A 15,052-nucleotide genomic window follows, 5' to 3' on the forward strand; every position below is an offset into this window, starting at 1 on the left:
TTTTTCATAAAAAGTATCAGCTAAAACTTTTCAAATAAAGTATAAGTTTTTATCTTAGATTTTTTAAATAGATTTTGATACCATTCCTTAAACCACTTATCTCTTTTTTGATTTAGAAGAACCGAAGATGCCTGTTGAATTTCTGCATCTTCAATCGTGCCGTTAAACTCTTTAATGCTTTTTATGACAAAAATTTTAAGATCCCCTCTGTCCCACACGATATTGTCTATTACTTTAGAAGAACCTGTGTTAGCAATCAACTGGGCTATGTTAGAAGAAAATTTTTGAGGAATCTCCATCCTGGTTAAACGATATTCTTTGGTCTGAAATCCTTCTTTTTCAAAAACTTCTTTGATTAGATCTGTTTTTGATTTTAATTTTTCTAAAAGGGCTTTAGCTTTTTGCTCACACAACTCTTTTCCTTTGCTATTAAGATAGTCCTGTTTAACCTTTTCTTTTGCTTCAGCAAACTCTAAAGACCTTGCGGGTTTTTTATCAATAATTTCTAAGATCACAAACCCTTTAGAGGTTTCAAAAGGAGCAAAAAATTCTTTTTTGGGGGATTCAAAAACCTTTTTGGCAAGTTGAGGGTTTTGAAACTGGTCTAAAAAATCTTTCTTAGTTAGCCAATTGGTTTCTAAAAGTTTGATTTTATTTTTTTCTGCCCATATTTTTAAATCGTTTTCTTTCATAATTTCAGAATAAATCTTGTTAGCCTTTTCCTGGGTAACCTTTCTTGTTTTTTCTGTTTTTAAAAATTTATAAATATCCTCTCTTACTTCCTCAAAGGAAGCTATTCCTTCTGGCTTAATAGCCTCAACTCCTATAATTAAATATCCCGAAAAAACCTTAAAAGGTCCTAAAACCTGCCCTTCCTTGCTTTGTTTAAGTGCAGTTTTTATTTCTTCTGACAATACCCCTTCTTCTACCCATTTAGCAGGAACCTTAAGGTCCTTGGCATGTTTGGTTTCTTCTTTGATTTTTTGAGCTTTTTTTAGGGAAGTATCATCTGTGCCTTCGATCAACAGAGTTTTAATCTTAGCCCTAAAAGGCCTCTTAAAACGATCTAAATTTTGTTCATAAAACCTTTTAAGTTCAGCCTCTGTTACTTCCAAAGAAGTTTCATAAGGAATAATTATATAAGCAAGTTTAACCTTTTCTTCTTCTTTATAGATATCTCTATGGGCAAGATAATAATTTTCCAAGTCTTTTTCTGTATAATTAATCTTTTCTATGCAAGCTTTAAGGGGTAAAATACCTTCTAACAACTCAATTTCCTGCTTTGCAAACCTCAAATAATCTTTAACTTCTTCGTCTGAAACCACAATAGGAGTTGTCAAAAGAAGTTTTAATCGTTGTTGCAAAATGTCATAATAAACAAGTTTTTCAAAAAACTTTGGGGTAGTACCTAACTCTCTCAATACCATCTGATATTTTTGGGGACTAAACCTTCCATTTTCTTGGAAAGATGGAATTTGAGCTATGCTAAAACTTACCTCTTCTGGTAAAACCTTAACACCTATTTTATTGGCATAATCTTCTAAAAGTTTTAGTTTTATAAGTTCATCGAGGACTTCTTTTTTGAGATTAAGTTTTTTAAGGTCTTCCTCGCTAATTTCGCCAAAGGTTTGCTTTAAACGCAACAACTGAAAGTTGTAAAACTCTTGAAATTCTTTGGCTGTGATAGAGATCCCGTTTACCTTAGCAACGAGGTCTTTTTCTGAAGTAACAAAGCTTCCGATACCCCAAAAGATAAAAACTATAATAATTACCGCTAAAAAGATCTTAGCAAAGACTGAAGTTGCACCTTTTCTTAAAAAATCAAACATAAAAACACCTTATAAAGTTTTCATAAATATACCCAATTTTTTTGAATTGTCAAAAAAATTTTGAATCAAAACCACAAACTAAAAAGAATAAAAATCGATAGAAAATTCAAAATGCCTATCATAAAGATAGGCAACGATTGAGAAATTGATAAAAAAGAAAAACAAAAGAGAATCTCAACCCAATGGAGATGAGGGGATTCGAACCCCCGACCTCCGGAGTGCGATTCCGGCGCTCTCCCAGGCTGAGCTACATCCCCTTAATTTTTAATGGGTGGTAGCTTTGTTTTTGGCTGATTCGAACTTTTTAAAAAGTTTAGAGATTTTATTAGCAGCCTTTTTCCAATGGAAAATACCCTTTGAAACCCCTTTATGAAGCAAACTTTGGACGATTCTTAATTGAGCTTCAGCTTTTTCTAAGTCATGCGCGTTTAAATAATTTAAAAACTTTTTAATCTCTGTTTTCACCCTGCTTTTAAAGGCTCGATTTCTTAACCTTCTTTTTTCGCTCTGTCTTAACGCTTTCTTGGCAGACTTGTGATGTGGCACTTTGCTACCCTCCCTTTCCTTTGTTTAGTTTTGGATTAAAATTTATAGTAAGTTATAGTTTTGTCAAGGTTTAACTAAAAACTTTTGCTAAAATTATATCATGAAAACCGATGTTAAAGATAAAATTCATCCTTTTCTTTCTTCTCTCATTTTTTCTTTAATTATACATATTTCTCTATTCCTCGGTATGTTTGCTCTACCGACCTTCAAACATTTCTTAATATCTTACACAGAAGATTTTTTAGACTTAAACTTAAAAAAAATAGAAACTATATCTCAACCCTCAAAAATCATCTCAAAAAAAGAAACCTCTCAAGAATCTGAAACGAAAAACCTTAAAGAAGAGGTTCCATCTTCTGGACCTCAACCTTTTAATAAAGACAACTCCCAACCTTCAGAACAGCCTTCTACTCAACCTGATACCAATACACCTAAGACGGTTTCAGAAGCAGAGAACATTCCTAAAGAAAAAAAAGATACCTCAAATAAAGAAAAAAAAGATACCTTAACCGAAAAAGCAGAGCTTTGGAAAGCTTCTGAAAAAACAAAAGCTTCTGAACCGACATTGTCTAAGGATATCGTAAGTTTACCTAAAAAACTTGTATATGAAATTTTTTACGGACCTTTTAAGCTGGGTGAAACGATAATATTGATAGAAAATTCAAAATATTCAGCCATAGTTTACACCACAGGCTTGGGTAATGTAGTTTATCCCTATTATGCTAAATGGGAAACCTGGTTAGATAACCAAGGAAATCCTTTTAAAACAAACATCTATTCAAAGGACAGAGAAAAAGAAAGGAAGAAATCCATATTTTTTGATAAAGAAAGACAAGTAGTAAATATAAAAAAAGGCGATATAGAAAAAAATTTAGGAAAAACTTTTAATGTAACCTACCCTATCTACGATGAACTTACTTCTTTTATAAATTCGTGGTTGGTTGACTATCTAAACCAACCTAAAGTAGAATTTCCTGTCTATGTAAAAGAAAACAGAAGGTTTGTCAAAATAGCCTTAAGTAAAGAAACCTCGTGCATGTATGAAGGTAAAGAGGAACCCTGTTTAGAGCTTAACATAACACTTCCAGAAACCAGTGAACTTTTAAGCAGAAACAGAAAGGTTACCGTGTATCTACTCAAAAAAGAAAAATATCCTATAGAAATAAGGGGGAAACTCCCCCTTATAGGTAGCTTAACCGGAAAACTTAAAGAAGTGGTAAAATAATCTAAAAACTATTTTCAAAAATATAAGCTAACGCCTTCTTAATACGATAAATAGTTTTTTCTCTACCTAAAACCCTTATAATTTCAAAAAGTCCGGGGCTAACGGTTTTTCCGGTAAGGGCTATTCTTATGGCCTGGGCTATGTCTTTTAGTTTAAAACCGTGGGTTTCAGCCAAATTTCGAAAATAATCCTCTAAAACCTTATCTTCTAAAGTTAACGTTTTTAAATCTTCGCAGACCTTTTCTAATACCGGAGCTATCTGAGGTGTGAGAAACTTCTTTGCACCATTTGGATCATAAATAACCTCTTCTATGAGATAAAAATCCATCATTTCTGCAAGTTCTACTAAAGTTTTACCCCTTGTTTTTACGGTCTCGATAGCTTTTAATAAATATTCTTCAGAAAATTGATCAAGATTATATTTCTTAGATAGAAAAGGTTTAAGATGGTCAAGTAAAAAACGGTTATCGCTATTTTTTATCCAGTAGGCATTAACCGCTAAAAGCTTATCTGGGTCAAAACGCGCAGGAGATAGGTTTACGTCTTTTATGTCAAATTTCTCTATAAGTTCTTCTACAGTAAAATATTCCTGATCTCCAAAACCCCAACCAAGTCTTGCCAAATAGTTTATTAAAGCATTAGGTAAGAAACCTGCCTCTTTGTATTCAAGGATGGATTTAGCCCCATGTCTTTTTGAAAGTTTAGTCCCATCAGGGCCAAGGACCATAGGAATATGGGCAAATTTAGGAGGTTCAACTCCAAGGGCTTCATAGATAATCAACTGCTTTGGGGTATTAGAAATATGATCATCTCCTCTTATTACATGGGTTATCCCCATGGTTATGTCATCAATCACCACCGCAAACTGATAAGTAGGGGTCCCATCTGAGCGTAAAATCACAAAGTCATCCACCTCTTCAGCAGGAAACACAACTTTACCTCTTAAAAGGTCTTCAAAGACGATTTCACCAAATTCTGGGGCCTTAATCCTTAAAGCTCTCCCTTCCCCTGGACCTAAATTTTTATTTCGGCAGGTTTTGTCATACTTTGGTTTTTGGCCGTTTTCAAGCATTTTTTTCTTTTTTTCTTCTAAAACCTCTTTGGGGCATTCACAGTAATACGCCTTCCCTTCTTCAAAAAGCCTTTGAGCATATTGTTTATAAAGACCAATCCTTTGACTCTGAAAATAAGGACCTTCATCCCAGTCAAGACCTAACCATTTTAAGGCCTCTAAGATAGAAACAACATATTCTTCTTTAGACCTTTCTCTATCTGTATCTTCTAATCTTAGTACAAACTTCCCTTGGTGATGCCTTGCATAAAGCCAGTTAAAAAGTGCAGTCCTTGCTCCCCCTAAATGTAGATGTCCTGTTGGACTCGGTGGGAAACGTGTAACTATTTCAGCCATTAACAGTCCCCCTTTAGAAAAATTTGATTAATATAAAATTATCCCTCCGTAACCTACTACTGAGGAATAATCTCTGATTATATCTCCAGAGGTGGCATAAGCAATAAGTTCTCCATGAGTGGCTCCGAGCTCTTTACAAGCAACTATGGCTATTGCTACCGGGATGACTCCACACATAGATATGTTGTTTTCTTTTACCGTCCTTATAAGAGCTTCTTCAGATAACGATAAGATTTCGTTTATAGCCAAAGAATCTTTATGTTTGGCTGTGCCATGGGGCACATAATGACTAAAATCTGAGCTTGCTACGATCAAAATTTTCTTTTCTGGAAAAAGCTGTATGGTTTTAGCCAACGCCTCTCCAACTTCTCTTATTTCCTTAAGTGAAATCCATCTTAAACAAATCGCTACGATTTCTATCCCAGGGTTTAGATACTGTAAAAAAGGTACCTGAACTTCTATAGAATGTTCATGGGCATGGGCTAGAAGGTCTTCTGAGACCAAAGGACAAAGCTCTAACAAACGAGAAACAAAGGTTTTATTTACTTTAGCCTCTCCTAAAGGGGTGATAAAGGAGGTTCCGTTAAAGATAGCGATTGGTTTCCCCATACCTGTATGATTAGGACCAAGGATAACAGCAATATCAGGAGGGATTATCTTACCATAAACAGCCCCTGCAACCGCACCTGAGTAAAAATATCCTGCATGAGGAACCACTATCCCTTTAGCAGATATCTTGGGTTCTGAAAACTTTATCAGTTCGGCAAGATGTGCTTTTAATTCTTTAGGGTTATTACTATAAAAATATCCTGCTACTGCGGGTTCTCTTTTCATAACGATATCCCTCTTAGTTTTGTAAGTTTTGTAAGTTTTTCTAAATCTTCTGGAGTGTCTACTTCAGGTACATCTTCGGGCACTATGTTTACAGCTATTTTATACCCGTGTTCAAGGGCTCTTAATTGCTCTAACTTTTCTGTGAGTTCGAGGCTTCCTGGATGAAGTTTAACAAAAAGGTCCAAAAATTCCTTTGTATAGGCATAAACACCAATATGTTTTAGGTATAAAGGAGGTTCTCCTGGAGGTCTAAAGTAAGGAATAAGGCTTCTTGAAAAATAGAGAGCATAGCCTTTACGATCTAAAACCACTTTAACTTTATTAGGGTTATAGAGATCTTCTTCAGTTTTTATAGGAGTAGCGAGGGTAGCCATTTTAGCCTTTCCAGAGAGCAAAGGCTCTATCAAAAGTTGAAAATATTCTGAAGGAAAAAAAGGCTGGTCTCCTTGAAGATTGACTACTATATCTTCTGGAGATAGTCCGAGAAGTTCAGTAGCTTCAGCTACTCGATCTGTACCACAGATATGAGTCTTAGCGGTCATCAAAGCCTTGCCTCCAAACCTTAAAACCTCCTTAAAAATCCTTTCGTCATCAGTAGCTACCCATATTTCTTTTATTTTTGAACTTAAAGCCCTTTCATAAACATGTTGTATCATTGGTTTTCCATTTATTAGGATCAAAGGTTTTCCTGGAAACCGTGTAGAACCATAGCGTGCCGGGATGATGATAACCTGTCTCATGTCTTATAATATTAATCTAAATTTATAAAAATAAAAGAAGGACTTGAATTTTCGTGCTTTGATATTAAACTTAAGTCATCTTTTATAATATAATTAAATTGGTTAACTTTAACCTTAGCCAAAAGTATCTTTAAACTTAAACAGGGGTTATTATGACAAAAAGGATTAAACTTACCGAACTAGCAGAAGAGCTTCATATAGAACCTAAAGAGTTAGTTAAAAAACTTAAAGCCGAAGGTTTTCCGGTTAAAACTACTCTTTCCTCTTTGTCGGAGGAAGACGCCGAAAAGGTAAGAAATCTTTATGGTAAAAAACACGAAATAATCGTGTTTAGAAAAGAGGAGATTGAAGAAAAAAACAAAGAAGAAATTACACCAGAAGAACCTAAAATAGAAAGTGTAGAGCTACCTCTGGAACAACCCAAAAAGAAAAAGCTTGTCTTAAAAAAGAAAAAAATATCAGAAGAGCTTAAAGTCGAAGAGAAACTTAAACTAGAAGAAACCATATCAGAAACCAAAGAGGAGAAACCTTCTTTTATAGAAGAGCCTTCTACAGAAAAAGGTGATAAGGTTTCCTTAGAGGTTGAAGCTTTAAAAGAGGAAAAAGTAGAAAGTTTTGAAACATCTATTCAAGAAGTTTCTCGGTTTGAACTTTCTCAAACTGAAACGCCCCTTACAGAGCCTTCTCAACCAAAAACTGCTCAACCCTCTTATGAGAAAAGGGTTGTTACTGAGTTTAAGCCAAGAAAAGAAAGAGGTTTTAAAGGTAAAGAACAACCAGTGGTTTCTCCTCCCAAAGAAGAAATTGTCTTACCTGAAGAACCAAAGATAGGAGAAAAAGAAGATTTTAAAAAGAAGAAAAAGGAAAAAGATTTTAGAGAAGAAAAGAAAAAAGCAAAGAAAAAAAGCGCTTTTGGTAAAAGAGAAAAAGAGAGGATTGACGAGTTCTTTATAGAAGAGGAGCCAACAACCCTTTTTGAGGAAAAACTTGAAGTAGAATTAGTAAAACCTAAGGAAAAAGACAAAAAAGAAAGAGTTTCTGACAGACCACCTACTTTACCTCCTAAAGAAAGAAAAATAAAAATTTTTGAAACGATTCAAGTTAGCGAACTTGCTAAAATGATGGGGGTTAAAGTTAGCGAGCTCATCAAGAAGGCTTTACAGATGGGCATGCCTGTTACCGCTAATCAGTCTATAGATGCAGATATAGCGGCCATACTGGCTGATGAATTTGGATATCAGATAGAAAGGGCTCCTATCGAGGAAGAAATTCTTTTACAGTATATTCCACCTTCACCAGAAGAGCTAAAACCTCGTCCTCCGGTTATCACGGTTATGGGGCATGTAGACCATGGAAAAACTACTCTTTTAGACGCTATCAGAAAGACTGATGTGGCCAGCAAAGAAGCCGGAGGAATTACTCAGCATATTGGTGCTTATACGGTAAAATTAGAGGATGGAAGAACTCTCACCTTTATAGACACACCGGGACATGAGGCCTTTACCTCGATGAGAGCAAGGGGAGCTCAGGTTACAGATATAGTAATTTTGGTAGTAGCTGCGGATGATGGAGTGATGGAGCAAACCAAAGAAGCTATAGAACATGCTAAAGCAGCCAAAGTTCCTATAGTGGTAGCTATCAATAAAATAGATAAACCCGAAGCTAACCCTGAAAGAGTTAAATCTCAGTTAGCTGAATTAGGGTTGATTCCCGAAGAATGGGGTGGCGATACTTTAATGGCTAACATTTCAGCAAGAAACAAGATAGGTATCAACGAGTTGTTAGAGCTGGTGCTTCTCCAAGCTGAAATGTTAGAGCTCAAGGCTGCCTATGATAGACCTGCAAGAGGAAGGATTATAGAAAGTAAATTAGATAAAGGAAGAGGACCGGTAGCTACGGTGCTTGTTCAAGAGGGAACCCTCAAAGAAGGGGATATTTTTGTAGCCGGGCTTACCTATGGAAGAGTAAGAGCAATGTTTGATAGCTATGGGAAAAGGGTTAAAGAAGTTACTCCTTCTATGCCTGTAGAGGTCTTAGGTTTTGAAGAGTTACCTCAGGCTGGGGATGACTTTATAGTTCTAGACAGTGAAGAAAAAGCAAAAAAGATAGCAGAATATAGACAAAGAAAGGCAAGAGAAGCTGAAACAGCTAAAGAAGCCAAAATTTCTCTTGAAAAGCTTTTTGAAAAACTAAAAGAAGGTGAGCTTAAAGAATTAAACATAGTTTTAAAAGCCGACACCCAAGGTACTTTAGAAGCCTTACAAGCCTCTTTACTTAAACTCTCTACTGATAAAGTAAAGGTTAACATCATCCGTGCAGGCATAGGGGCTATTTCTGAAAGTGATGTAATGTTAGCCTCAGCCTCAAATGCTATTGTCATCGGTTTTAACGTAAAACCCAGCTCTCAAGCACGAGATTTAGCTAAAAAAGAACGAGTAGATATTAAGTTTTATGATGTGATATATCAGCTTACTGATGATGTAAAGAAAGCAATGGCTGGATTACTTGAACCTGAAATCGTAGAAGAAATAAAGGGTTTAGCAGAAGTAAGAGCTATCTTTAAGATACCTAAGGTAGGGGTTGTTGCTGGTTGTTATGTCAAAGAAGGAGTTATCAACAGGAACCACAATGTAAGGGTAATAAGAGACGGGGTTGTGGTTTATACAGGTAAAATAGCCTCTCTTAGAAGATTCAAGGAAGATGTCAAAGAGGTAGCTGCTGGTTATGAGTGCGGGGTTAGAATAGAAGGTTTTAATGATATAAAGGAAGGAGATCTTCTGGAAACCTTTGAGTTGAAAAAGGTTTCTCAGGAGCTTTAACTAGTAACTAGTTAAATTAAAAGGGTTTTCTAAATGGTAGTTGGAATAGCAAAAATAGAACTTTTTATTCCTGAACCTAATTCTTTAAAAGCCAAGAGGCAAGTATTAAAGGCCTTAACTCAAAAGATAGAATCTAGGTTCAGAAAGGTGTCTTTGGCCGAGGTAGACGAGCATGACCTCTGGCAAAAAGCTGTTTTAGGGTTAAGTGTAGTAGGAAAAGACCAAAAATTAGTTGATAGTAAAATAAATGACATCCTTACTTTTATTCAAAAAGATGGTAGGTTAGAAATTATAAAAGCTGAGATAGATTTCATTAACTATTAAGGTTTAAACCAATGTCATACAGACCAGAAAAAGTAGGTAGTCTTTTACAACAGGTTATAACAGAAATTTTGATGTATGAACTAAACGATCCAATTTTCAAACAATTCATTACGATCACTGAGGTTAAAATAGGTGGAGACTTAAGAAAAGCGGTAGTCTTTTTTAGGGTATATGGAGATACTGCTCCTAACGAGGTTCAAAAGGCCCTCAATCGTGCCAAAGGTTATATCAAAAAACTAATAGGAGAAAAAATTACTATAAAATACATGCCGGACCTTGAATTTAGATTAGACGACAGAGAGGAAAAAGAAAAACAACTTAATATGCTGTTTGATAAAATCTCCAGAATCAAAAAGGATGTTTAATCTAACAGCCCTTCTTCAAAAAATTGAAGAAAACCAACATTTTATCTTAGTAACCCATATAAACCCAGACATAGATGGCCTTTCTTCTATGTTATCCTTTGGGTTTTTTTTAAAACAAAAAGGGAAAAACTTTTATCCTGTGGTAGAACATATACCCCAAAATAGCAAATTTTTAAAGGGTTATCAATGGTTTATCCTACCAGAAAATTTGCCTCAAATTGATAAAGCTTTGGTCATATTGTTTGATGCTTCCTCTCCGAAAAGGATTGCTTCTAACATAGCAGAAAGATTAAAACTTTTTAAGGAATATGTAATCATAGACCATCATCAAAAAGAAGAAAATACCTTTGAAGGAGAAACTTTATTTATCGTAGACCCTAACTCACCTTCTACCTCAGCCATTATTTTCGAAATTCTAAAAAAATTAAAAGCTGAGATTACTTCAGAGATAGCTGAAAATCTTTTAGCTGGACTTTATTTTGACACAGGTGGGTTTAAATATGAAAATACAAAAGCCTATACCTTTGAAGTGGCCAAAGAACTGTGCGAAAAGGGGGCCAACCCTTCGTATATAGCCAAACAACTTTTTGAACAAGTTTCTTTACAGGAAGCCAACCTTCTAAAAATAGCCCTTGATCGTTTAGAAATAATATCAAATAAACCCTCTTTTGGTATTTCTTACCTTACCGTTGAAGAATTAGAAAACAGTCCTGTAGAAGATCTTAGTTACATAGCCAATTTTTTAAAAAGTTTAAAAGAAATTGATATAGTAGCTTTCGTAAAAGAATTTGAGAAAGGAAGCATAGCTGTAAGTTTAAGAGGTAAAGAACCTTTTGAGGTTTTGGAGATTGCTAAACATTTTGGTGGTGGAGGACATAAATACGCTAGTGGGTTTAAACTTAAGATAGAGGACCTTCAAACGTTTTTGATAGAATTTAAAGAGTTTTTGAGGAGTTTTTATGAAAAAAAATGAAGAATTAAACGGAATTCTTGTAGTGGATAAACCTGAGGGATTAACCTCTACCCAAACCTTAGAAAAGGTTAAAAAAATTTTAAAGGTTAAAAAGGCCGGACATGGGGGAACCCTTGACCCCATAGCTACAGGAGTTTTACCTATATTAATTGGCAAGGCCACCAAAGTAGCCCAAATCTTCTTAGAAGGTGATAAAATTTACCAGGGGGAGATGCAATTAGGAATTAGCACCCTTACTTTTGATATTACCGGAGAGGTGGTTGCTAAAAAACCTGTCCCTGAGTTTTCTTTAGAAGATCTTACAAAGGTTGCTCAGACCTTCTTAGGAGAATTAGACCAGACTCCCCCTCCTTTTTCTGCTGCCAAGTTTAGAGGAAAACCGCTTTATAAATATGCAAGAGATGGTCTTCTTATCCCTAAAGAACCTAAAAAAATTAAAATTTTTCGGTTTGACATTTTAGAAGTCAACCTACCCTATGTGAGGTTTGAGGTCCACTGTTCTAAAGGAACCTATATCAGGTCTATAATAAACAGTTTCGGAGAAAAGCTTGAATGTGGTGCAACTTTGACTAAACTTAGAAGAATACAGAAAAGTGTGTTTAAAATAGAAGAAGCTTTAACCTTAGAAGAAATATCGCGACTTGTTGAAGAAAACTACGGAGAGTTATTAAAAAAAATAATCTCTGTAGAAAAGGCCCTTGAATTTTTACCCAAGATACTTGTAAGTGAAGATTTTTCTAAACGTATACAAGAAGGAAGAACTATGTATACCTCTTCTTTTATCTCTTTTATAAAATTTCAAAAACTTACTTTATCTCCCAGTCATGACTGGATAAGGATTTTAAACCCAAAGGGAAAGTTGATTGCTATTATTGAAAATCCGTTAAAAAACCTTTCCAGTGAGTATATAAAATATTTTCGAGTCTTTAAAGACTAACCATAATGAAAAGAATAAACCATTTCTTAAGTCTGGCTTTAAGATTTATCATTACCTTTGGCATTTTGTTTTTTCTTTTTAAAAAAACCGATTTTGTTAAGCTAAAAGAGATTTTTAAAAATCTGTCGCTTCCTTTTTATCTAACTGCCCTTCTTTGTTTTAACAGTTTTCAGCTTATGGTAGCTTTAAGATGGCAGAAAATCTGTGAAACTTGGGGTTTTAAACAAAGCTATCTTTTCTTTTTAAAAAGCTATCTGATGGGATTTTCATTAAATACGGTTATGCCAGGGATAGTGGGAGGAGACCTTTTAAGGACTTTTCTTTTAACCAGACAGGGCCTTCCCTTTAAAAAAGCCACCTTTAGCGTTATGATCGATAGATTTTATGGTCTTTTAGGTATTTTTTTTATCCTCTCTATTTCTCTTCCTTTATATGGACAATTTTTACCTAAAAAACTTTACTATTTTTCTACCATTCTTACCTATTCTACAATTTTAAGTTTTTTCTTAATCTCGGTATTTTTTACTAAAATCTATTCTACGGACTATTTTAGGCCTGTTTCCTTACCTTATAATCTATTTCCGATACTTCTTGGGGTATTAATCCAGGTTTTTTTTGTTCTTCAGTTTGTTCTTTTGGGTAAAGCCTTACATTTAAACATAAGTTATGTATATTATTTTGTGATGATCCCTATCATTAGTTTTCTTGCTGCCTTGCCTATTAGTATTTCAGGTTTAGGTGTAAGGGAGGGAGGTTTAAGTTATTTTGTTTCTTTGTTAGGGTTTTCCATAGAACATGGTGTTTTATTAGGGATGTTAGGGTATAGTTTAATCCTTATTTCTGCCCTTCCTGGGTTATATTTTTATCTAAAGGAAAAGGTTTCATGGAAATAAGCCTTTTGTTTAAAAGTTTTATCGCTCTTTTTACGATCATAGACCCGATAGCTGGGGCACCTTTCTTTTTAAGTATAACCAGCGGTTATTCTGAAAAAGAAAGGCAAAGGATAGCCTTAAAAGCCTGTGTTACAGCTTTGATTACCCTTTTACTATTTTTTTGGTTAGGTAAATACATTCTTATTTTATTTCAAATTTCTCTTTCTTCTTTTAGGATAGCAGGAGGGACTCTACTTTTCATAACCGCCTTAGAGATGCTTTTTGGCAAAACCACTCAGGTAAAAACTTCAGAACAGGAAACCACCCAGGTAAGAGAGTTAGAAGACCCTTCTGTAGTTCCTTTAGGTATTCCTTACTTAGCAGGTCCTGGGGCAATTACCACTACCATCATCTTAGGGGAAACCCCTGATTTAACCACTAAATTAGCCCTTTCAGGGGTGATCTTTCTGGTGATAGTCATCACCTATCTTATTCTTAAGGCCTCAACCCAGATTTTCAAACATCTGGGAGAACTTGGTACTAAGGCTGTGGTGAGAATTTTAGGTCTTATTCTGGCAAGTATTGCTATAGAATACATCCTAAAGGGATTAAAAGAGGTTTTTTAACAAGTTTTTAGCAAGGAAAGTATTTAAAATCTAAAAAATTTTTTTATAATTATAAAACTATGGATATCTTTAGGAAAAAACCGTTTAATGCTGTTCAGCAAACCTCTAAACTTAAGCGCGCTCTTTCGTTAAAAGACATCGTTTTAATAGGGATAGGGGCGGTAGTTGGAGCAGGTATTTTTGTGGTAACCGGACAGGCTGCAGCTTCTTATGCTGGGCCTGGGATTTTGCTTTCTTTTATCCTTGCAGGAATAGGTATAGGATTAACTGCTTTGGTATACGCAGAGTTTTGTTCAGCTTTTCCTTTAGCTGGAGGAGCCTATAATTATGTATATTTTGCTTTGGGAGAATTTTGGGCTTGGTTGGTTGGTTGGAATGTACTTTTAGAATACGGGATTGCTACAGCAGCTGTTTCTACCGGTTGGTCTGGTTATTTAAGGGCTTTTTTAGAAAATAACTTGGGGTGGGTCTTACCTAAAGCCCTTTCAGGTCCTTTTAACCCTAACCAAGGTACCTTTGTGGACCTTTTTGCCCTTGTAGGGGTCTTAGTAATCTTCATCTTGGTAACCATAGGGATTAGAAAAAGTGCTTTTTTTAATAACTTGGTGGTGGTGTTAAAGATAATAACCTTGTTAGTTTTTGTATTATTTGGGTTAAAACATGTTAAATGGGAAAACTTTCAACCCTTCTTGCCTTTTGGATGGGAAGGGGTCTGGAGAGGAGCTGCTCTTATTGTTTTTGCTTACTTAGGTTTTGATGCCTTAGCAACGTTAGCAGAAGAAACTAAAGACGTTAAAAAAACCTTACCTAAAGGTATAATCCTTTCTCTTATAGTTATCACGTTACTATATATCTCGGTAGCCTTTGTTTTGGTAGGGATCCTGCCTTACTGGGAATATGAAGGGAAACCGGATGCTTTAGCCTACGCCATGTACAAGATAAACGAAAAACCGGTAGCAGACTTTATTTCTTTAAGTGCGGTAATTACGATCACCTCGGTTATGTTGGTTATGGCCATAGGGTTCACTAGGATTCTTTACGCTTTAGCAAGAGATGGTCTTATCTTTAAGCCTTTTGCCGAAATACATAAAAAATTTTATACTCCATATAAAGCATCTATAACCGGTGGATTAATACTTTGTATTTTTGCCGGCTTTATCCCTTTAAAGATATTGGCAGAGCTTATAAACATCGGGACTCTCTTTGCCTATTTTGTAGTAGGTGTAGCTATCTATTTAGTCAGATACCGCCCTGATTATCAACCTGCTTTTAGGATTCCCTATGCCCACATACTAATCCCGATTAACCTTCTGTTTTTGCTTTTTATCATGAGTGGGTTACCTATGGATACCTGGATAAGATTCATTCTTTGGAGTTTCTTAGGGATTTTAGTCTACTTTTTGTATGGCTATAAAAATAGCTCTATGAACCTTAAAACGAAATAAGTTGTCTTGGTTAAGTTAAAAAAATTTCAACTCTAAAATGACCTTAAAATCAGATTGACAAAATCGATTTTAAGGATAAATATTTAAGTGATTACTTACACATTTTTGA

General features: G+C 35.1%; 14 protein-coding genes and 1 tRNA gene. 9 read left to right on the forward strand and 6 right to left on the reverse strand.

Features of this window, described 5'->3' with window-relative positions; all coding sequences use genetic code 11:
- Positions 1–20: 20 nt before the first annotated feature.
- From PWP26_RS04620 to rpsT, 3 genes are all read right to left on the reverse strand, one after another.
- Positions 21–1,829 (reverse strand): SurA N-terminal domain-containing protein, encoded by a 1,809-nt coding sequence (locus PWP26_RS04620; RefSeq protein ID WP_287568479.1) that lies wholly within the window; start codon positions 1,827–1,829, stop codon positions 21–23.
- Positions 1,830–2,012: 183 nt separating this feature from the next.
- Positions 2,013–2,086 (reverse strand) — tRNA-Ala (locus PWP26_RS04625).
- 7 nt (positions 2,087–2,093) lie between these two features.
- Complete coding sequence (gene rpsT / locus PWP26_RS04630) at positions 2,094–2,375, reverse strand: 30S ribosomal protein S20 (RefSeq protein ID WP_038061873.1); 282 nt, start codon at positions 2,373–2,375, stop codon at positions 2,094–2,096.
- Between the two features lie 100 nt (positions 2,376–2,475).
- Here rpsT and PWP26_RS04635 point away from each other — a divergent pair, with 100 nt between their 5' ends.
- Positions 2,476–3,600: a DUF3108 domain-containing protein gene (locus tag PWP26_RS04635; RefSeq protein WP_301399055.1), complete on the forward strand. Its 1,125-nt coding sequence runs from the start codon at positions 2,476–2,478 to the stop codon at positions 3,598–3,600.
- A gap of 1 nt (position 3,601) precedes the next feature.
- On the opposite strand, the gene gltX is transcribed toward PWP26_RS04635, so the two are convergent.
- The 3 genes from gltX to kdsB are packed head-to-tail and all read right to left on the reverse strand — an operon-like array spanning position 3,602 to position 6,582.
- Positions 3,602–5,008 carry a glutamate--tRNA ligase gene (gene gltX, locus PWP26_RS04640; RefSeq protein WP_301399056.1) on the reverse strand — a complete coding sequence of 469 codons (1,407 nt, stop codon included), beginning with the start codon at positions 5,006–5,008 and terminating at the stop codon, positions 3,602–3,604.
- 27 nt (positions 5,009–5,035) lie between these two features.
- Positions 5,036–5,842, reverse strand: coding sequence for an AmmeMemoRadiSam system protein B (amrB, locus tag PWP26_RS04645; RefSeq protein ID WP_038061864.1), 807 nt, complete (start codon positions 5,840–5,842; stop codon positions 5,036–5,038).
- Positions 5,839–6,582 (reverse strand): 3-deoxy-manno-octulosonate cytidylyltransferase, encoded by a 744-nt coding sequence (kdsB, locus tag PWP26_RS04650; protein WP_273010459.1) that lies wholly within the window; start codon positions 6,580–6,582, stop codon positions 5,839–5,841. Before kdsB ends, amrB begins: the two co-directional genes overlap by 4 nt.
- A gap of 152 nt (positions 6,583–6,734) precedes the next feature.
- Between kdsB and infB the strand changes: the two genes are divergently transcribed.
- Genes infB through PWP26_RS04690 form a run of 8 tightly spaced genes read left to right on the forward strand, consistent with a single transcriptional unit; the run spans position 6,735 to position 14,943 of the window.
- Positions 6,735–9,401: a translation initiation factor IF-2 gene (infB, locus tag PWP26_RS04655; protein WP_287568483.1), complete on the forward strand. Its 2,667-nt coding sequence runs from the start codon at positions 6,735–6,737 to the stop codon at positions 9,399–9,401.
- Positions 9,402–9,434: 33 nt separating this feature from the next.
- Complete coding sequence (locus PWP26_RS04660) at positions 9,435–9,725, forward strand: DUF503 domain-containing protein (protein ID WP_022855820.1); 291 nt, start codon at positions 9,435–9,437, stop codon at positions 9,723–9,725.
- An 11-nt stretch (positions 9,726–9,736) separates the two neighbouring features.
- Positions 9,737–10,090: a 30S ribosome-binding factor RbfA gene (gene rbfA / locus PWP26_RS04665; protein ID WP_051754462.1), complete on the forward strand. Its 354-nt coding sequence runs from the start codon at positions 9,737–9,739 to the stop codon at positions 10,088–10,090.
- Positions 10,083–11,063 (forward strand): bifunctional oligoribonuclease/PAP phosphatase NrnA, encoded by a 981-nt coding sequence (locus tag PWP26_RS04670; RefSeq protein WP_038061854.1) that lies wholly within the window; start codon positions 10,083–10,085, stop codon positions 11,061–11,063. Before rbfA ends, PWP26_RS04670 begins: the two co-directional genes overlap by 8 nt.
- Positions 11,050–12,000 carry a tRNA pseudouridine(55) synthase TruB gene (gene truB, locus PWP26_RS04675; protein ID WP_051754463.1) on the forward strand — a complete coding sequence of 317 codons (951 nt, stop codon included), beginning with the start codon at positions 11,050–11,052 and terminating at the stop codon, positions 11,998–12,000. Before PWP26_RS04670 ends, truB begins: the two co-directional genes overlap by 14 nt.
- Positions 12,001–12,005: 5 nt before the next feature.
- Complete coding sequence (locus tag PWP26_RS04680; protein ID WP_287568486.1) at positions 12,006–12,893, forward strand: lysylphosphatidylglycerol synthase transmembrane domain-containing protein; 888 nt, start codon at positions 12,006–12,008, stop codon at positions 12,891–12,893.
- Positions 12,884–13,498 carry a MarC family protein gene (locus tag PWP26_RS04685; protein ID WP_038061848.1) on the forward strand — a complete coding sequence of 205 codons (615 nt, stop codon included), beginning with the start codon at positions 12,884–12,886 and terminating at the stop codon, positions 13,496–13,498. Before PWP26_RS04680 ends, PWP26_RS04685 begins: the two co-directional genes overlap by 10 nt.
- Before the next feature lie 59 nt (positions 13,499–13,557).
- Positions 13,558–14,943 (forward strand): amino acid permease, encoded by a 1,386-nt coding sequence (locus PWP26_RS04690; RefSeq protein ID WP_038061845.1) that lies wholly within the window; start codon positions 13,558–13,560, stop codon positions 14,941–14,943.
- The last annotated feature ends 109 nt before the right edge of the window (positions 14,944–15,052 follow it).

It is taken from the genome of Thermodesulfobacterium sp., assembly GCF_030445475.1.
GTDB lineage: Bacteria > Desulfobacterota > Thermodesulfobacteria > Thermodesulfobacteriales > Thermodesulfobacteriaceae > Thermodesulfobacterium > Thermodesulfobacterium commune.